We start from the raw sequence: 19,111 nt of genomic DNA on the forward strand, positions 1-19,111 counted from the left end.
AGCATAAAAATACCCCAACCGTTTCCAGTTGGGGTATTTTTATAACTATTCTCAGTCTGACGCTTATACCGTCGCCCGTTTTTTGCTGCGGGCGAACTGTTCGCGTGACTCAGTGATCGACTCCAGTTCTTCTTTCGAACCAACAATCGCGCTCTGGTATCGGCGGAGACCCGTTCCTGCCGGAATCAGGTGACCAACAATAACGTTTTCTTTCAGACCTTCCAGCATGTCGCGCTTGCCACGGATAGAAGCTTCACTCAACACTTTCGTTGTTTCCTGGAAGGAAGCAGCCGAAATGAAGCTATCAGTACCCAGCGACGATTGTGTGATACCCATCAGCGTTGGCTGCGAAACAGCGGCCATTGCATCACGGACAGTCACCAGCGTTAGATCACGACGTTTCAGGCTCGAATTTTCATCGCGCAGCTGACGGCTCGTTACGATCTGGCCAGGTTTGAAGTTTGGCGAATCGCCAGCGTCCATGACCACTTTCGCATCGAGAACTTTATCGTTTTCTTCACGGAATGCCCACTTGTCAACGACCTGACCTTCGAGGAAGTTGGTGTCTCCAGAGTCGATAATCTCAACTTTCTGCATCATTTGACGCACAATAGCTTCAATGTGCTTATCGTTGATTTTTACGCCTTGCAGACGGTATACTTCCTGAATTTCGTTCACGAGATACTCCTGAACGGCAGTCGGGCCTTTGATAGCCAGAATATCGCTCGGCGTAATGGCTCCGTCAGACAACGGTGCACCGGCCCGTACGAAGTCATTGTCCTGTACAAGGATAAACTTCGACAGTGGTACGAGGTACTTTTTCTTGGTGCCGTCTTTCGACTCGATGAAGATCTCGCGGTTACCCCGTTTGATCGTACCGTACGTAACAACACCATCAATTTCACTCACTACAGCCGGGTTTGATGGGTTCCGGGCTTCGAACAATTCCGTTACACGTGGCAGACCACCCGTAATATCACGGGTTTTACCAACGTTACGTGGAATTTTAGCCAGCGGTTGACCAGCCTTAATCGATTGTCCTTCTTTTACAACAAGGCGCGAACCAACCGGCAGGTTATAGCCTTTCTGAAGCTGACCATTGCCTGTTTCGTCAAGATGCAGCAACAGCGAGCTTGTTCCACTCACAACAATTGCTGGGTTCTTGGCTTTATCACGGCTTTCGATAATCACCTTCTCCTGGAAGCCCGTCTGTTCATCAAACTCTTCGCGATAGGTGATACCATCTTCAATCGCGTCGAAGTTCAGTGTACCAGTCAGTTCCGACAGGATAACGGCGTTATAAGGGTCCCATGCGCAGATATCGTCACCTTTCTTCACCGTATCGCCGTCTTTCACCCGCAGGAACGCGCCATAAGGAACGTTATTGCTGATCAGAACGACATTACGGTCATTTGGATTAACAATCCGAATTTCACCCGAACGACCCATAACGACCGTTTGAGCGTTGCCTTCGGAGTCTTCCGACTGTACTGTCCGCATTTCTTCAAATTCGATCAGACCATCGAATTTCGCTTTGATCGAGGCATCGACAGCAATGTTAGAGGCCGTACCACCAACGTGGAATGTACGCAGGGTTAACTGTGTACCTGGCTCACCAATGGACTGAGAAGCAATTACGCCCACAGCTTCACCGATGTCTACCATGCGCCCCGATGCCAGGTTACGACCATAGCATTTTGCACAAACGCCCTGCCGTGACTCACAGGTCAATACCGAACGAATTTCAACCGTTTCGATACTGGTTTCGTCAATACGGGCAGCTACTTCTTCCGTAACAAGTTCACCCGAAGCAACAATCAACTCTTTCGACAGCGGATCGTAGATATCGTGAACCGTTGTACGACCAAGAATCCGTTCGGACAGTGGTTCAACGATGTCTTCGTTATCTTTCAGGGCCGAAACTTGCAGACCACGTAGCGTACCACAATCATCTTCACTGATGATAACATCCTGTGCTACATCGTGCAGACGACGGGTCAGGTATCCAGCATCAGCTGTTTTCAGAGCTGTATCGGCCAGACCTTTCCGAGCACCGTGCGTTGAGATAAAGTACTCCAATACGTCGAGACCTTCTTTGAAGTTCGACAGGATCGGGTTTTCGATAATCTCACCAACAGAACCCTGCAGGTTTTTCTGTGGCTTAGCCATCAGACCACGCATACCACCCAACTGCCGAATCTGCTCGCGAGAACCACGGGCTCCCGAGTGCATCATCATGTAAATTGAGTTGAATCCGCCCTGATCGGCTTCGAGCTGCTTCATCAGCGTCTCGGTCAGACGGGAATTTACGCGCGTCCAGATATCAATAACCTGGTTGTAACGTTCGTTCTCCGTAATCAGACCCATCAGGTAGTTGTCCCAAACGCTCTGTACTTCAGCCTTCGCTTCTTCAACGAGTCCCTGTTTAGCTTCAGGGATCATGACATCGCTCAAGCCGATTGACAACCCACCTCTAAACGCCATCTGGAACCCAAGTTCTTTGATTTCGTCGAGGAATTGAGCCGTACGCGCACCGCCCGAGATCTTGAAGATCAGTGCAATGATTTGTTGCAGCTTTTTCTTCGTCAGCAGTTCGTTGATATAGCCTACTTCTTCCGGTACAGCCTGGTTGAACAACAACCGGCCAGCAACGGTGTCAATTACTTTATAAACCAGCTCACCACTTTCATCCCGGACTTTAACCCGACACTTAATGTTGGCGTGCTTGGAAACTTTACCTTCGTTGATGGCAATAATTACCTCCTCAGCACCGTAGAACGTCATTCCTTCACCCGAAATTGGATATTCAGGCGTGTTCTTACGACCTTTAGTTACGTAATATAAGCCCAACACCATGTCCTGCGAAGGTACCGTAATCGGTGCACCGTTGGCAGGGTTCAGAATGTTGTGCGATGCCAGCATCAACAGCGAGGCTTCAAGGATAGCTTCCTGGCCCAGCGGCACGTGAACGGCCATCTGGTCACCGTCAAAGTCAGCGTTGAAAGCCGTACAGACGAGTGGGTGCAACTGAATTGCTTTCCCTTCGATCAGCTTCGGCTGGAATGCCTGGATACCCAGACGGTGCAGCGTTGGAGCCCGGTTCAACAGTACAGGGTGGCCTTTCAGCACGTTTTCCAGAATATCCCAGATAACAGGATCTTTCCGGTCAACGATCTTTTTCGCCGATTTCACTGTCTTAACGATACCCCGTTCGATAAGCTTCCGAATAACAAACGGCTTGAATAATTCAGCAGCCATGTCTTTCGGCAAACCACACTCGTGCAGTTTCAGCTCAGGACCAACCACGATAACCGAACGACCGGAATAGTCGACACGCTTACCGAGCAGGTTCTGACGGAAACGCCCTTGCTTACCCTTCAGCATGTCAGACAGAGACTTCAGGGCACGGTTACCTTCCGAACGAACAGCGTTCACTTTCCGCGAGTTATCGAACAGTGAATCAACCGCTTCCTGCAACATCCGCTTTTCGTTACGGAGAATTACTTCTGGCGCTTTGATTTCGATCAGACGTTTCAGACGGTTGTTCCGAATGATTACCCGGCGATACAGGTCATTCAAATCGGAAGTTGCAAAACGACCACCGTCCAGTGGAACGAGCGGGCGCAACTCTGGGGGAATTACTGGTACCATCTTGATGATCATCCACTCTGGACGATTTTCAATCCGGCCGTTTGCCTCCCGGAACGCTTCGACAACTTTCAACCGCTTCAAGGCTTCAGCTTTCCGCTGTTGCGATGTGTCGGTTGCTGCTGAGTGACGCAGGGAATAAGACAGTTCGTCGAGATCAACGCGCGACAGTAACATTTCCAACGCTTCCGCCCCCATCTTTGCGATGAATTTATTCGGGTCTTTGTCGTCGAGGTGCTGGTTCGTGCTCGGCAGTTTGTCAATAATATCAAGGTACTCGTCTTCCGTCAGGAAATCGAGTTGGTTAATGCCGTCTTCGGCCTTCACACCTGGTTGAACTACGACATACCGTTCGTAGTAGATCACCTGATCGAGTTTTTTGGTCGAAAGACCCAGCAGATAACCGATTTTGTTCGGCAAGCTGCGGAAATACCAGATATGCGCAACAGGCACCACCAGTTCGATGTGGCCCATACGCTCCCGGCGAACCTTTTTCTCGGTTACTTCAACACCGCAGCGATCGCAGATAATGCCTTTATAGCGTATCCGCTTATATTTACCGCAATGACATTCCCAGTCCTTCACTGGCCCGAAGATGCGCTCGCAGAACAAGCCACCCATTTCGGGTTTGTAGGTCCGGTAGTTGATCGTCTCCGGCTGTGTCACCTCGCCGTAGGAACTCTCCAAAATAGACTCTGGCGACGCCAAGCTGATCGTCACGCTGGCAAAGTCGCTATTGAGTTTCTTGTTCTTTTTGAACGACATTGGTTGGAGATTATAAGTTAAAACGAGTAATAGTAACGAGTATTGGTATTAGGAGCAGAAGACACTTACGCAGCTTCTCACTCCTAATACTCGCTTCTAATACTTTATTCAAGTGTAATTTCAAGTGCCAGACCACGCAATTCGTGAACGAGTACGTTGAACGACTCCGGAATATTCGGCTTCGGCAGGTTTTCACCTTTCACGATCGCTTCATATGCCTTCGCGCGGCCAACAACGTCATCCGACTTCACAGTCAGGATTTCCTGCAGGATGTTCGATGCCCCGAAGGCCTCCAACGCCCATACTTCCATCTCCCCGAACCGTTGACCACCAAACTGCGCCTTACCACCCAGTGGTTGCTGGGTAATGAGCGAGTAGGGCCCAATTGAACGAGCGTGCATCTTATCGTCCACCAGGTGTCCGAGTTTGAGCATGTAGATGATACCAACCGTTACTGGTTGATCGAAGCGGTCACCCGTCAGACCATTATAGAGGTATGTACGACCAAATGATGGCAAACCGGCAGCATCTAACTCATCAACAACTTGTTGTTCCGTAGCTCCGTCAAAAATTGGCGTTGCATACTTCCGATCCAGCTTCTGACCAGCCCATGCCAATACGGTTTCATAAATCTGCCCAAGGTTCATACGGGATGGCACGCCAAGCGGATTCAATACGATGTCGACTTTTGTTCCATCTTCCAGGAATGGCATGTCTTCATCCCGTACAATCCGGGCAACTACCCCTTTGTTACCGTGACGACCGGCCATCTTATCCCCTACTTTCAGCTTCCGCTTCTTGGCGATATAGACCTTAGCCAGTTTCACGATACCTGCTGGCAATTCATCACCAACTTCAAGCGTAAAGCGTTCACGCTTGAATCGGCCCGTAATTTCGCTCCGACGATTGTTGTAGTTCTTCACCAGATGAACGATCATCTGATTCAGCTTATCATCGTCCGTCCAGCCATCCAAATTGACATCGATCAGGATGTTCGCTTCTTCTGGCACAGCGTAACCACTTTCGTCGCGGTATGAGTTCTTGTCAGGGAATAAGTTTTCCGTAATGTTCTTGCGGTTAAACTTCACGCCTTTGCTGACAATTTCGTCACCGAATTTATGCTTAACACCCACGCTGGTTTTGCCATCGAGCAGTGTAACCACTTTTTCGATCATGCGGGCACGGAAGTCATTCAGCTCACGGCCGTATTTCTTCATCAGTGCTTTCACTTCGTCTTTGTGCTTACCCCGGTCTTCTTTAGCCGGACGCGCAAATAACTTAGTGTCAATAACAACGCCTTTCAATGACGGTGGTGCCTTTTTAGAAGCATCTTTCACGTCACCGGCTTTGTCACCGAAGATAGCACGGAGCAGTTTTTCTTCTGGCGTAGGATCGCTCTCTCCTTTTGGTGTAATCTTACCAATCAGAATATCGCCTTCCTTCACTTCTGTACCAATACGAACGATACCGTTTTCGTCGAGGTTACGAACCGTTTCTTCGCTCACGTTCGGAATTTCGGAGGTTAGTTCCTCTTCACCACGCTTCGTGTCGCGTACTTCCAGTTCAAATTCTTCGATGTGGATCGAGGTGAAAATATCTTCACGAACAACCCGCTCCGAAATCACAATAGCATCCTCGAAGTTGTACCCTTGCCATGGCATGAAGGCAACCTTCATGTTCCGGCCAAGTGCTAATTCGCCAGCCTGTGTAGCATAGCCTTCGCAGAGTACATCGCCCTTCTTCACTTTCTGGCCTTTCAGGACAGTTGGTTTGAGGTTGATGCAAGTATCCTGGTTCGTCCGGCGGAATTTGATCAGATTATAAGTCTTCCGGTCTTCATCGAATGTTACGGCCAGTTGATCATCATCAAGCTCGTAGCGAACTACGATTTTGGTTGAATCGACAAACTCAATAACACCATCAGCTTCTGCAATAACCAGCGTCCGTGAATCAACAGCTACGCGTCCTTCCAGACCTGTTCCTACAATTGGAGCTTCCGGGCGGAGCAGTGGAACTGCCTGACGCTGCATGTTCGATCCCATCAGGGCGCGGTTCGCATCGTCGTGCTCAAGGAACGGAATCATGGAAGCAGCTACCGATACAATTTGGTTCGGCGCTATATCCATGAATGTTACATTCGCAGGCTCAGCCATTGGGAAGTCACCTTCGAAACGGGCCTTCAGACGATCAACCTGGAAGTTACCCTTATCATCGATACCGGCGTTTGCCTGAGCGATATAGTGCGTATCTTCTTCTTCAGCCGTCAGGTACATTACAGGCTTATCCATTGACACCTTACCGTTTTCAATGATACGATATGGCGTTTCGATAAAGCCCATGCTATTGATTTTAGCATAGACGCAAAGTGACGAAATCAGACCGATGTTCGGACCTTCCGGGGTTTCAATGGTACACAGACGACCGTAGTGCGTATAGTGTACGTCACGAACCTCAAAGCCAGCCCGTTCGCGCGACAGACCACCGGGTCCAAGAGCCGACATACGACGCTTGTGCGTCACTTCGGCTAGTGGGTTCGTCTGGTCCATGAACTGCGACAGCTGGTTTGTTCCAAAGAACGAATTGATCACCGACGACAAAGTCCGGGCGTTAATCAGGTCAACGGGTTTAAAGTCCTCGTTATCCCGTACGTTCATCCGTTCTTTGATTGTCCGGGCCATCCGGGCCAAACCAACACCAAACTGGGCATATAACTGCTCACCTACAGTCCGGACACGCCGGTTGCTGAGGTGGTCAATATCATCGACAACGGCTTTCGAGTTAATCAGGCCAATCAGGTACTTCACGATAGAAACAATATCTTCTGTCGTTAGAACCTTCATCTCCGAAGAAATGTCGAGACCGAGTTTTTTGTTAATCCGGTAACGGCCTACATCACCAAGATCATACCGTTTGTCTGAAAAGAACAGACTCTGGATGATTTCCCGAGCGGTTTGCTCATCGGGTGCGTCAGCATTCCGAAGCTGCCGATAGATTTGCTCAACGGCCTCTTTTTCAGAGTTTGAGCTGTCTTTCTGCAGCGTATTATAAATGATATTATAATCGGCCATATTCATGTCCTCCTTATGCAGGATGACTGACTTCTGACCTGAGTCCGTAATTACATCGATATCGTCCGCCGAGATAGCCGAGTCACGCTCAAGCAATACTTCGTTCCGGCTAATCGAAACTACTTCACCTGTGTCCTCGTCAACGAAGTCTTCGGTCCATGTACGCAGCACCCGGGCAGCTAACCGGCGACCGATCGCTTTTTTCAGGTTTGCTGGCGTTGCCGGTACTTCTTCCGATAGACCAAACAGATCAAGAATGTCTTTATCTGACCCAAAACCAATTGCACGTAACAGCGTTGTAACCGGGAATTTCTTCTTCCGGTCGATGTACGCATACATGACGTTGTTAACGTCTGTCGAGAACTCAATCCAGGACCCTTTAAATGGAATAATCCGGGCTGAATAGAGTTTGGTGCCATTTGTGTGCTTGCTCATGGAGAAGAACACACCCGGCGAACGGTGCAATTGTGAAACAATAACCCGTTCTGCTCCGTTAATGACGAAGGAGCCTTTCTCGGTCATATACGGAATGTTACCCAGGAATACCTCCTGCTCGATCGTTTCAAAATCCTCGTTATCAGGATCGTTATTCGACAGGCGCAGCTTGGCTTTCAAAGGCACCGAATACGTTAACCCCCGATCAATAGACTCGTCAACGGAGTATTTCGGTGGATCAACAGAGTAATCAATGAACTCCAGCTTGAAATTCTCGCGGGAGTCTGAAATTGGGAAGTTTTCCTGAAAAACCTTGAATAATCCTTCCTCCGAACGTTGATTCGAGGGGGTATCAAGCTGGAAAAAATCTTTGAAGGATTTTACTTGAATATCCAAAAAATCTGGATACCCAATCACTGGCTGAATCGTCGCAAAATTTTTGCGCGTACTGATTTTCGCGTTTGTAGCCAAGATTGTTCTTCGTTTAGTTGCGTAACCGATTCTCTATGAGCGCGTTGTGAAGATTTACAACGGCACCCGAACTAAGCGGTCATTCAGGCCCCGGGCGTCACCCAACCTAAGGGGCGTGAATAGACAACGTAATGCAATACGAATAAGTTTGTCTTTTGCAAGGGCATAGACAAAAAAGTCTCCAAACAGGAAAAGACCAGACGTTGGTCTGGCCTCCCCTGCCTGGAGCGATATACGATCAAGTGGTTGCTTACTTAACTTCTACTTCAGCACCAGCTTCTTCGAGTTGTTTCCGCAGTGCTTCTGCTTCGTCTTTGCTAACGCCTTCTTTAACTGGTTTCGGTGCTGTATCGACTAATTCTTTAGCCTCTTTCAGTCCCAGACCTGTCAGGTCTTTAACCAGTTTCACAACAGCTAGTTTAGCAGCACCAGCCGCTTTTAAAACTACGTCGAACGAAGTTTTCTCAGCAACAGCTGGAGCAGCATCACCGCCACCTGCAGCACCACCAGCTACCATTACGGGAGCGGCAGCAGCCGGCTCAATTCCGTACTCATCCTTCAGGATAGCAGCCAGTTCGTTAACTTCTTTAACCGTCAGGCTTACAAGCTGCTCAGCGAACGCTTTCAAATCTGCCATTGTAGTATTTTCTTAATTTGATTGTGATACGATTTGTTAATAGCGCGGGGCGAAGCCCGCTTTTTAGTGTCGAAAGATGCGGGCTTATGTCATTATGACGAACCCCGCATTACAGCTAAGCTGCTTCCTCGCGCTCCGACAACGTTTTGAGGATACCAGCCAGTTTGTTACCACCACCCTGCAATGCCGAGATGACATTTTTGGCAGGTGATTGCAACAGGCCGATAATTTCGCCGATCAGTTCCTGCTTACTCTTCAGTGAGATGAGCGTATCAAGTTGGTCAGCGCCAATAAACAGGCTATAATCAATCGATGCAGCCTTCAGTTGCAGTTTATCATTTGTTCTACGGAACTCCTTGATAAGCTGCGCCGGTGCTTTACCATTTTCAGGGTGAAACATCACCGCTGACTGGCCATGCAGCACCGTTTCGTTGAACGGCGTAAAATCCGTATCCAGGGTTTCGAGTGCTTTTTTGATGAAGGAATTCTTCACCACTTTGTACTCGATGCCCCGCTCAAAACACATCCGACGGAGATTGTTGGTTTCAGCAACCGTCATGCCATTGGCTTCCGTGATGTAGAAGAAGGGAATGCGCTGAAACTTGTCAGTTAATTCCTCAATAATCGCTCCTTTTTCCTCGCGCTTCATGGCTTAAATTCCGGCGACTGTGCCTTTATCAATATTTACTCCCGGACTCATTGTGCTCGACAGGTAGATTGTCTTCACGTATGTACCTTTCGCCGATGAAGGCTTCAGGCGCATCAGAGTCGATATAACTTCCTGAGCGTTTTCGGCCAGTTTTTCCGGCGTAAACGACACTTTACCAATACTGGTGTGAATAATACCGGTTTTGTCAACTTTAAAGTCGATTTTACCAGCTTTCACCTCGCGAACAGCCTTTGCTACGTCAGGTGTTACCGTACCCGATTTCGGGTTCGGCATCAGACCACGTGGACCCAGAACTTTACCCAGCCGACCAACTTTAGCCATTACGTTCGGCATCGTGATAATCACGTCAACGTCCGTCCAGCCTTGTTCGATCTTCTGAATGTAATCATCCAGCCCTACGTAATCGGCACCTGCCTCTTTCGCTTCGTTCTCCTTGTCCGGGGTGCAAAGCACCAGAACGCGAACCGTTTTACCCGTACCATGTGGCAACGTAGCTACGCCACGTACCATTTGGTCGGCTTTACGCGGATCAACGCCTAACCGTACATCAATATCCACGGAAGCGTCGAATTTAGTGTACGAAATCTCCTTCAGAATAGAAGCTGCTTGTTCCAGCGAGTATTCTTTGGCAGCGTCGTACTTCGACTGAGCTTCCTTTTGTTTTTTCGTTAACTTAGCCATTTCTGTGTTTGCCTGGGCAAGTCTATTAGTTCTCGAATGGCGCAGCGCCAGTCACCGTAATTCCCATGCTGCGGGCCGTTCCGGCCACTTGCTTCATTGCAGACTCTACCGTGAAAGCGTTCAAATCGGGCATTTTCGTTTCAGCGATTGTCCGGATTTGATCCCATGATACAGAGCCAACTTTGTTGCGGTTTGGTTGAGCAGAGCCACTTTTCAGTTTAGCCGCTTCCATCAGCAGAATTGGTGCTGGCGGAGTTTTGATGACGAAATCAAAGGATTTATCCTTATAGTACGTAATCAAAACCGGCAATACCATACCTACTTTATCCTGCGTACGGCCATTGAACTGCTTGCAGAATTCCATGATATTTAAACCTTTGGAACCAAGCGCCGGACCGATCGGAGGTGAGGGGTTAGCCTGCCCGCCTTTGACTTGCAGCTTTACATAGCCACCTACTTCTTTTGCCATCGTATTAAAAGTTGTGATTTATGAAGTCTGATGCCTGATTTATTAGTCACATTCATAAAATCAGACCCATTCACCATGAACCAGGCTGTTTTAGTCATTTGTCCTCTGAGGGAAGCATAGGAGGCCTGACCAATTGAAAGCCAATTTTTGATTAGCTTTCTTTTTCTACTTGTGCGTAACTGAGTTCTACCGGAGTACTCCGGCCAAATATCTTTACAACGACGTTCAATTTCTTCCGGTCGTCGAATACTTCTTCTACGGTGCCAATGAAACCGCCAAACGGTCCATCAACAACTTTTACATTTTCACCTTTGAGGTAACCTACAGTTGGAGCTGCAACTTCCTGTGCTTCTTCCTCCATCCGGCCCAGCATACGATTAACTTCTGATTGCCGTAACGGAACTGGAACTTTAGTCGTTGTACCTGCCTGCGAATTTCCCAGAAATCCCAGAACACCTGGCATGTTCAGGATCAGATCGAGCGCACGGTTATTACCCAAATCGGCCGAAATCATGATATAGCCCGGAAAAAACGATTTCTCACGAACCCGTTTCTTGCCATTACGCATTTCGTACACCTTCTCCGAAGGAATAAGAACCTGCGGGATGATTTCATCCAACTTTTGCCGGATAATTTCGTTATCGAGATAGGATTTGATCTTCTTCTCCTGTCCTGATACCGCCCGAATGACGTACCACTGTATGCCGCTCATATTGGTAAAGATTTATGATTGTTGATTTTTTGACGTATGATTTCTGTCAATCATAAATCAGCAATCCCAAATCATACGTTAGAATGACTGATAAAATGCATTCAGTCCGTTCTCAAATACTAAATCAATTAACCCGACCAATAGCGCAAAAATCAGCGATGCTACCAATACCAGCGTTGAACTGGATTGCAGATCGCCGAATTTAGGCCAAGTCACGTTATGCTGAACCTCCTCCCAAGAGGCTTTCAGAAACGATATAAACTTGTCCATTGTATGTAAGGGATTGGCACGGGTGGAGAGATTCGAACTCCCATCAACGGTTTTGGAGACCGCTATTCTACCCTTGAACTACACCCGTATTGAAAAACCGAACCGGCGTGCTTCCGAATTCGGACTGCAAAAGTACGAAATAATATCAAAAAACAAGTGCACCCCGTAAAGAAATGCACTTGTTTTGAATTACTTACTTAATCGAGGATTTCTGTTACCTGACCAGCACCTACGGTACGACCACCTTCGCGGATAGCGAAACGGAGACCTTTTTCCATAGCGATTTTGTTGATCAGACTAACTTCAATCGTAATGTTATCACCTGGCATTACCATCTCAACGTTGGCAGGCAATGTAATTTCGCCAGTTACGTCAGTGGTACGGAAGTAGAACTGAGGACGGTACTTGTTGAAGAACGGCGTATGACGGCCACCTTCCTCTTTCGAGAGTACATAAACCTCCGCCTTAAACTTCAGGTGGGGAGTTACCGAACCTGGCTTACAGATTACCATACCACGACGGATATCGGTTTTCTCAATACCACGGAGCAGCAAACCTACGTTGTCACCAGCTTCGCCACGGTCCAGAATTTTCCGGAACATTTCAACGCCAGTTACGACTGATTTAAGGTTTTCAGCACCCATACCCAGGATTTCAACCTGTTCGCCCGAGTTGATAATTCCCCGTTCGATACGACCTGTAGCCACCGTACCACGACCCGTGATCGAGAACACATCCTCAACCGGCATCAGGAATGGCAATTCGGTCATACGAGGAGGCAGGGGGATGAAATCATCCACATTCTGCATCAAATCTTCGATGGTAGCGACCCATTTAGCATCGCCGTTCAGGCCACCAAGAGCCGAACCTTGAATAACTGGGATGTTGTCACCGTCAAAGTTGTAGAAGCTCAACAGTTCGCGGATTTCCATTTCTACGAGTTCGAGCAACTCTGGATCGTCTACCATGTCCACTTTGTTCATGAAGACAACAAGCTGAGGTACGCCAACCTGACGAGCGAGCAGAATGTGCTCACGCGTTTGGGGCATTGGACCATCCGTTGCAGCTACTACCAAGATAGCACCGTCCATTTGGGCAGCACCCGTAACCATGTTCTTCACATAGTCAGCGTGGCCTGGGCAGTCAACGTGCGCATAGTGACGGTTTGCGGTTGAATACTCAACGTGCGATGTATTGATGGTGATACCACGCTCTTTTTCTTCCGGAGCGTTGTCAATCGAGGAGAAGTCCCGAATTGCGGCCAGACCCTTTCCGGCCAGCACTTTCGTAATGGCAGCCGTCAGCGTCGTTTTACCGTGGTCAACGTGACCAATCGTACCGATGTTTACGTGCGGTTTCGAGCGGTCAAAATTCTCTTTTGCCATGTTTTTAAAACGCTATTATGAACTGTTGTTTGTTATTGGGTGAACTCGCTGAACGTAAATAAGGCCAGACGATATCTACCCATTGAGGTCTGACACCGTTTTGGCTTGAAACCGCACGGGCGGCCCCGTCAATAAGACTTCACTAAAGAAGTCTTGAGCCGTTACGGGGACTTGAACCCCGGACCTCTTCCTTACCAAGGAAGTGCTCTACCGCTGAGCTATAACGGCTTACTTACTAATGGGTAATGTAGAATGAAAATGAGGTTGCAGAAACTACAGCACGATACATTTTTCATTCTACACGATTCATTAATAGAGCGGAAGACGGGTCTCGAACCCGCAACCTATAGCTTGGAAGGCTATCGCTCTACCAATTGAGCTACTTCCGCAAAAAAGAAGTTACAAAGTTGGAGAGCCTTAAAGTCTTTGAGTCTTTCAACTCCAGAACTTTATGACCAGATAAACTTTATAACTTCCTTTAGTGGGGAGTGGAGGATTCGAACCTCCGAAGGCGTACGCCAGCAGATTTACAGTCTGATCCATTTGGCCACTCTGGAAACTCCCCAAAAACACTCGTAAAGAACAATTTCCGCCCCCCTTTCGGGTTTGGAGTTGCAAAATTACACGCTTTTATCGTGTTGTCAACAAATGACTTAAAAATAATTTAGAGAAAATAGAACTGAATTATTTTTTAAGCGTCACAAACCCTGCATTTATTTTGTCTACACTGAGCCATACAACCTGGTATTCAGCGCAGAAGATAAATTGTTCGTTCGTCTATTAGCGTCTCCTTTATTCCTGACTGGACGAATCTATTTGCTATCGATAACACAATTCCACGGCTTTACGTTTATTTCAGCAATTGCGTCAGTTGCTTACCATCCGGATAGAACATCTCTGTGATGCGCCACCGCCCCCCGTCCACCTGATTCATGTCGACCTTAACTTCTTGTGGCTTACCGTTATCCTGAAATGTCACATATACGATTGCTCTTTTTCCACCGATGGCTGCCGGTTCGACCCAGGTTTTCTTAACGGCTGCATCGGGAGCGTTAAAAAGCAGGTTGGTTTTCGTTCTATTTACTTTGCCCGATGCTTTCTGTGCGTCATTCCAGATAAGATCGGCCGTCGATTTAGCAAAAAACTGATCGATCAGCGTTCTGTTTTTCTTTTCACGGAATGGGTTTTCTTTCGCATTATGTTCAAAATAAAGCGCTCTGATCAATCGGTCAGCAGCGGTTCGGGGAGAATCAGGGCCGGGTCGTTTCGCCAAATTTGCTGCACTGTCGGGTTGCTCAGTGGCAGTATCGGAGGCAGTTGTAGCCTCCTGTTTTGGTTTTGTCTGGCATGAGAGACTGATAGCTAACAAGCCTACTATTATAAGTCGGGACGCATTCATACGTGTAAAGCGAGCGGTTAAGGGTATCGTACTAAATTCAGTCGGAAAGATAAAAAGGTAATTGGTGTACTATAAGCCCAGATTATCCCGGCAGCTACTTATTTCCATCAATTACCCTCTTATTTATTACTGAATGGCTTGTTCTACCAAACCTTAATCCGCTGTTCTTTTGGCTTATACATGGTATCGCCAGGTTGAATAGCAAACGCCTGATACCAGGCATCAATATTCGATAGCGGCCCATTGACCCGATAAACGTCAGGTGCATGCGGGTCAGTCATAATTCGTTGCGCTGTCGATTCAGGCAATTGGTTGCTACGCCACACCTGTGCCCATGACAGGAAGAACCGCTGATCGGGCGTAAAGCCATCTATCTTGGTTTTTGACTTACCCTGTGGCGTTTTCTTGAAGGCATCGTAGGCAATAGCCAGTCCGCCCAGATCGGCCAGGTTTTCGCCCAATGTAAGTTGTCCGTTTACTTTGATAGAATCCAGCACTTTAAAGCCGAAAAACTGATCCCGTACTTTGTCGGCACGTTCTTTAAATTTCGTAGCATCGTCTTTACTCCACCAATCGCGTAAGGTTCCATCAGCGTCATATTGCCTGCCAGAGTCGTCGAAGCCATGTGTCATTTCATGGCCGATAACAGCACCGATGCCGCCATAATTAACGGCATCGTCGGCATCGAAATCAAAGAATGGAAATTGCAGAATAGCGGCAGGAAACGAAATATCGTTATTGACCGGGCTGTATTGTGCGTTTACGGTTGGTGGCGTCATACCCCATTCCGTCCGATCAACCGGTTTGCCCAATCGGCCAAGTACGTGATTATACTGCCATTTATTAGCTGCTTTTACGTTGCCATAGAAATCATTCCGGCTGATGACAACGCCCTCGTATACCTTCCACTTGTCGGGATAACCAATTTTTCGCTTAAACGCCAGCAATTTTACAAGTGCCTTCTTTTTGGTGTCTTCGCTCATCCAGTCCAGATTTTTGATATGGTCTTTGTAGGAAGCTTCAAGATTATCGACCAGAGCCAGCATTCGCTGTTTGGCTTCAGGCTTAAAATAGCTTTGCACATAAAGTTGCCCAAGGAGGTCGCTGAGTGTACCATCAATCAGGCTGCTTACACGCTGCCAGCGTGGTGTCTGCTCTTTCTGACCAGTCAATACCTTCGTAAAGGCAAAATTCTGCTGAACAAAAGCATCGCTCAGATAGGGGGCCGCATTCTTCAAAATATTCCAGCGCATGTATGTCCGCAGGTCTTCGATTGGGGTTGCCGTTAGCAAGCTATCGAGTGAATGAAAAAAGGCAGGACTCTGCACGAGTACCGTATCCTGACCTTTGGCACCGTATTTGATCAGTTGATCGGCCCAGCTAATGCCGGGCGTTTTCTGACTAAAAGCAGCCACTGCCAATTTATTATACGTTTTATACGGGTCACGCATCTCAACACGCGGCATTTGTGCTTTGGCTATTGCCGTTTCCATACGCATGATCACATCGGCATCCTGTGACGCCTGGGTTGGCTCTTCACCAATCAATGCAAACATACTGACCAGGTTATCATGATACGCATCACGGATCTTTTGGCTCCGGGCATCATTTTTCAGATAGTAATCGCGATCTGGTAGTGTAGTACCTCCCTGAGCAAGTTGAGGCAAATACTTATTTACGTTTTTTCGGTCTGGCGTTACACCAAAGCCAAATAACATACCATTGCCCTGCGTCCGCTGATAGGCCAGTTCATCGAGAAACAATGCTTTATTGTTGACTTTATCAATGCGGGCCAGGTCGGACTTGATCGGATCAAAGCCGCGTTTTTCGAGCGTTACACTATCCATACCACTGGTATAATAATCGCCTACCATTTGATAAAGCCGGCCTCTGGTTGTGGTTTTGGTCGCATCCTCGAGCAGCGACTTCATAGCGTCAAGACTCTTCTCGCGTAATTCATTAAAACTTCCCCACGAGGTTTTAGAAGCAGGTATGGGGTTCGTCCGAATCCAGTTTCCGTTTGCATACTGATAGAAATTATCGCCGGGCTTGACGGACAGATCCATATTTTGCGGATCGATGAATTTACGGGGTGGTACACCCGGCCGCGGCACCTTACTTCCTTCAATCGTATAAGAAGGTTTGTTCAGGTAAAACCGGGATGCCGTAGAAGCTGTGGCCTTAACGCTAACAGCAACGGTCATCGCCGATAGAAAAATCAGTTGTTTATTCATCTAATCTCACTGGTTGGGTTTAGGAGTTTCGTTTCGAGCCGTGCCACGGTTACTACTGATGCGTAAACAAACCGTGGCACGGCTCGAAACGAAACTCCTAGGGTTAATGAAGACAACAAAAATACTCGTAAATGACATATCCATTTTCTTAAAGTTCCAGACTCTATGCTGTTTGTTCTAGTTAATGGATAGCGTTCGTTCTGACGAGTATACATTCAGAAGGGGGCCGACTGAACGAATCGATTCGTTCAGTCGGCCCCCTTCCCTTTACCTGTCTGACTTTTTATTTATTTGCCTGCCAGTGCCGTTTGGAATTCTTTGGCATACGTACCCGTCTTGTATTGATCGAAGGGCTCTTTCTGATGATAATCTCTTCCGAAATAGGTAATAATCTGATGAAATGTACGGGGTTCCAGATAACCCGCAATCGGTTGAATAAGCTGGAATTTTTCATCCAGAAAAACTGTCGTCGGATAGCTCATCTGGTTTCGTAATAGGGCCGCGGCCAGTTCATGAACTCCGCGGCCACCTGTACTGACATATTTGAAGGTCTCTTTACCAAGCTTTATGTCCTGAGTCTGTTCTGCATTAAAACGAACGGCGTAAAAATTCTCGTTCACATAGTCTACAATCGCAGGCTTAGAGAAGGTTTCACGATCCATAACCTTACACCAGCCGCACCAATCGGTATACACATCGACCACAAACTTTTTAGGTTTTTTTTGTGTCAGCGTGTAGGCTTCCTGAATGGTCAACCACTTTATGTGTTTTGCCTCAGCCTTAGGGCCATTCGTTGGTTCAATAGGCAAGGTGGTTCGAAACGCGCTGATCGTGAGCATCACGAAAGCGGCAAAGAAAAGGAACAGACGATTCATAGCTTTGTTGGATGTAAAGGCACTGTTTTCAAAATAACGTCACTGATTCAATAAAATTAGCACTAGACCATTTTTTAATATACAGATGAGTTACATTGGCTTAATTGCCCTTAGAATATCGCGTTTATGGGCTGGACCGGGATGCTTTTCAACGGTTAAACCGGCGGCTCGCATATTACGCTGTACATAACTCCTCGAACAGTATGTGGTCATCATACCGCCAGGAAGCAACAAGTTTGCCATTTGCTGAAAGATTTCAGTCTCCCACAATTCAGGCTGTGCTGTAGGCGCAAACGCATCATAATAAATCAAATGAAAACGTTCGTCGGTTTGTAGATCCTGAAGATTGCTTTCTAGTTTGGTTAAACTAAAACAGGAATTGATCTCAACGGGCTCGTTCCAGGACGATTCGTGTAGCTTCGTCAAATAAGATGTACCCAGGAATTGATCATAATTTAACTGCCGAACCTCTTCTATTGGCATTGGATATGCCTCAATAGCGGTGTAAAAAACCTGATGTTGATGTATTTCTGCCTCCCGGGCAGTTAGTAGGGCGTTCAACCCTGTCCCGAATCCCATTTCAAAGATATGGAGAGGGCTATGGGGAAACATTTTTAGCGCAGCGTACAAGCCTAGCTCAATGTAAACCCGCTGCGACTCCTGATAAGCGCCGTGGATAGAATGATATGTTTTATCGAGTACCTGGTTTATAGCGGTGTGTGAACCATCAGCAGTAATCACTAACCGAACATCTGCTTTCATACACTATCGATTTTTGAACTATTTTTGCGCTCCCAAATATCTATTTCACAAATGATCCAACGCATTCAAACGATATTTTTGTTTCTTATCGCCGTTGCAATGGGGGTCGCTTTAGCTAATCCGCTTTGGGAAAAAGCAGGATTGCAAGCCCCCGAAATGGCACGTCTTACAGCTTTAGAATTCAGTCAACAACAACGTGCTTCCGAACAGGCGGGTATTCCGGCACAAGTAGCTCCCACTACTGTTGTCACGTCAGTCTGGTACCTGGGCCTTCTGCTGGGATTGGTAGCGCTGTCTGCGCTGTATGCCATTTTTCAGTACCGCAACCGCCTTACCCAAACGGCCCTTTGCGCGGTAAACGCCCTGATGTTGACAGCGATCATGGGTATTGTACTTTACCGGGCGCTCTATGCAGGTAAAGAGTACGGCAATCCGGCCGATCAGGGCAATTTTCTGACAGGCTTTTATGCCATTATTGCTGCCCTGGTTTTCAACGCACTAGCGAACCGATTCATTCGTCGGGACGAAAAAATGGTGCGGGATTCGGACCGGCTACGATAGCCCAGTTCAGTGTAAATCATGCGTTAACAAGCCATAACACCGATGTTGTTGAAAACAGTCGTGTTATGG

14 protein-coding genes and 4 tRNA genes are annotated in these 19,111 nt (G+C 47.6%); 1 reads left to right on the forward strand and 17 read right to left on the reverse strand.

The window, feature by feature from the left end; translation table 11 throughout:
• Positions 1–63: 63 nt before the first annotated feature.
• From rpoC to mnmD, 17 genes are all read right to left on the reverse strand, one after another.
• Positions 64–4,413: a DNA-directed RNA polymerase subunit beta' gene (gene rpoC / locus GJR95_RS25210; RefSeq protein WP_162388500.1), complete on the reverse strand. Its 4,350-nt coding sequence runs from the start codon at positions 4,411–4,413 to the stop codon at positions 64–66.
• Between the two features lie 104 nt (positions 4,414–4,517).
• On the reverse strand, positions 4,518–8,387 hold the full coding sequence (gene rpoB, locus GJR95_RS25215; RefSeq protein WP_162388501.1) for a DNA-directed RNA polymerase subunit beta: 3,870 nt from the start codon (positions 8,385–8,387) through the stop codon (positions 4,518–4,520).
• 250 nt (positions 8,388–8,637) lie between these two features.
• Entirely contained in the window at positions 8,638–9,024 is a 387-nt protein-coding gene (gene rplL / locus GJR95_RS25220) for a 50S ribosomal protein L7/L12 (protein WP_162388502.1), read from the reverse strand.
• A 115-nt stretch (positions 9,025–9,139) separates the two neighbouring features.
• The gene (gene rplJ / locus GJR95_RS25225; RefSeq protein WP_162388503.1) at positions 9,140–9,673 is read right to left on the reverse strand and encodes a 50S ribosomal protein L10; all 534 of its coding nucleotides are present in this window, start codon (positions 9,671–9,673) and stop codon (positions 9,140–9,142) included.
• A gap of 3 nt (positions 9,674–9,676) precedes the next feature.
• Positions 9,677–10,375 (reverse strand): 50S ribosomal protein L1, encoded by a 699-nt coding sequence (rplA, locus tag GJR95_RS25230; RefSeq protein ID WP_162388504.1) that lies wholly within the window; start codon positions 10,373–10,375, stop codon positions 9,677–9,679.
• A 25-nt stretch (positions 10,376–10,400) separates the two neighbouring features.
• Complete coding sequence (gene rplK / locus GJR95_RS25235) at positions 10,401–10,844, reverse strand: 50S ribosomal protein L11 (RefSeq protein ID WP_162388505.1); 444 nt, start codon at positions 10,842–10,844, stop codon at positions 10,401–10,403.
• 151 nt (positions 10,845–10,995) lie between these two features.
• The gene (gene nusG / locus GJR95_RS25240) at positions 10,996–11,556 is read right to left on the reverse strand and encodes a transcription termination/antitermination protein NusG (RefSeq protein WP_162388506.1); all 561 of its coding nucleotides are present in this window, start codon (positions 11,554–11,556) and stop codon (positions 10,996–10,998) included.
• 78 nt (positions 11,557–11,634) lie between these two features.
• Positions 11,635–11,826 carry a preprotein translocase subunit SecE gene (gene secE, locus GJR95_RS25245; RefSeq protein WP_162388507.1) on the reverse strand — a complete coding sequence of 64 codons (192 nt, stop codon included), beginning with the start codon at positions 11,824–11,826 and terminating at the stop codon, positions 11,635–11,637.
• A 14-nt stretch (positions 11,827–11,840) separates the two neighbouring features.
• Positions 11,841–11,914, reverse strand: a tRNA-Trp gene (locus GJR95_RS25250).
• Between the two features lie 109 nt (positions 11,915–12,023).
• Positions 12,024–13,211 (reverse strand): elongation factor Tu, encoded by a 1,188-nt coding sequence (gene tuf, locus GJR95_RS25255; protein ID WP_162388508.1) that lies wholly within the window; start codon positions 13,209–13,211, stop codon positions 12,024–12,026.
• 156 nt (positions 13,212–13,367) lie between these two features.
• Positions 13,368–13,439: transfer RNA gene (locus GJR95_RS25260), tRNA-Thr, on the reverse strand.
• Between the two features lie 88 nt (positions 13,440–13,527).
• Positions 13,528–13,600, reverse strand: a tRNA-Gly gene (locus tag GJR95_RS25265).
• A gap of 93 nt (positions 13,601–13,693) precedes the next feature.
• Positions 13,694–13,776: transfer RNA gene (locus GJR95_RS25270), tRNA-Tyr, on the reverse strand.
• 285 nt (positions 13,777–14,061) lie between these two features.
• Positions 14,062–14,610, reverse strand: coding sequence for a hypothetical protein (locus tag GJR95_RS25275; protein WP_162388509.1), 549 nt, complete (start codon positions 14,608–14,610; stop codon positions 14,062–14,064).
• Positions 14,611–14,753: 143 nt separating this feature from the next.
• Positions 14,754–16,844 (reverse strand): M13 family metallopeptidase, encoded by a 2,091-nt coding sequence (locus tag GJR95_RS25280; RefSeq protein WP_174260225.1) that lies wholly within the window; start codon positions 16,842–16,844, stop codon positions 14,754–14,756.
• A gap of 287 nt (positions 16,845–17,131) precedes the next feature.
• Complete coding sequence (locus tag GJR95_RS25285; protein WP_162388510.1) at positions 17,132–17,719, reverse strand: thioredoxin family protein; 588 nt, start codon at positions 17,717–17,719, stop codon at positions 17,132–17,134.
• Positions 17,720–17,809: 90 nt separating this feature from the next.
• Positions 17,810–18,481: a tRNA (5-methylaminomethyl-2-thiouridine)(34)-methyltransferase MnmD gene (gene mnmD, locus GJR95_RS25290; protein WP_162388511.1), complete on the reverse strand. Its 672-nt coding sequence runs from the start codon at positions 18,479–18,481 to the stop codon at positions 17,810–17,812.
• A 51-nt stretch (positions 18,482–18,532) separates the two neighbouring features.
• Between mnmD and GJR95_RS25295 the strand changes: the two genes are divergently transcribed.
• Positions 18,533–19,042, forward strand: a complete 510-nt coding sequence (locus GJR95_RS25295) for a DUF4293 domain-containing protein (RefSeq protein WP_162388512.1) — start codon at positions 18,533–18,535, stop codon at positions 19,040–19,042.
• Positions 19,043–19,111: the final 69 nt, after the last annotated feature.

This window comes from Spirosoma endbachense (assembly GCF_010233585.1).
In the GTDB taxonomy this organism is placed as follows: Bacteria; Bacteroidota; Bacteroidia; order Cytophagales; family Spirosomataceae; genus Spirosoma; species Spirosoma endbachense.

Bases quoted from the DNA above. Each gene is read 5' to 3' on its own strand.
- rpoC (WP_162388500.1), bottom strand. From the start codon at position 4,413: ATGTCGTTCAAAAAGAACAAGAAACTCAATAGCGACTTTGCCAGCGTG.
- rplL (WP_162388502.1), bottom strand. From the start codon at position 9,024: ATGGCAGATTTGAAAGCGTTCGCTGAGCAGCTTGTAAGCCTGACGGTT.
- rplJ (WP_162388503.1), bottom strand. From the start codon at position 9,673: ATGAAGCGCGAGGAAAAAGGAGCGATTATTGAGGAATTAACTGACAAG.
- rplA (WP_162388504.1), bottom strand. From the start codon at position 10,375: ATGGCTAAGTTAACGAAAAAACAAAAGGAAGCTCAGTCGAAGTACGAC.
- rplK (WP_162388505.1), bottom strand. From the start codon at position 10,844: ATGGCAAAAGAAGTAGGTGGCTATGTAAAGCTGCAAGTCAAAGGCGGG.
- nusG (WP_162388506.1), bottom strand. From the start codon at position 11,556: ATGAGCGGCATACAGTGGTACGTCATTCGGGCGGTATCAGGACAGGAG.
- secE (WP_162388507.1), bottom strand. From the start codon at position 11,826: ATGGACAAGTTTATATCGTTTCTGAAAGCCTCTTGGGAGGAGGTTCAG.
- tuf (WP_162388508.1), bottom strand. From the start codon at position 13,211: ATGGCAAAAGAGAATTTTGACCGCTCGAAACCGCACGTAAACATCGGT.
- GJR95_RS25275 (WP_162388509.1), bottom strand. From the start codon at position 14,610: ATGAATGCGTCCCGACTTATAATAGTAGGCTTGTTAGCTATCAGTCTC.
- GJR95_RS25280 (WP_174260225.1), bottom strand. From the start codon at position 16,844: ATGAATAAACAACTGATTTTTCTATCGGCGATGACCGTTGCTGTTAGC.
- GJR95_RS25285 (WP_162388510.1), bottom strand. From the start codon at position 17,719: ATGAATCGTCTGTTCCTTTTCTTTGCCGCTTTCGTGATGCTCACGATC.
- mnmD (WP_162388511.1), bottom strand. From the start codon at position 18,481: ATGAAAGCAGATGTTCGGTTAGTGATTACTGCTGATGGTTCACACACC.
- GJR95_RS25295 (WP_162388512.1), top strand. From the start codon at position 18,533: ATGATCCAACGCATTCAAACGATATTTTTGTTTCTTATCGCCGTTGCA.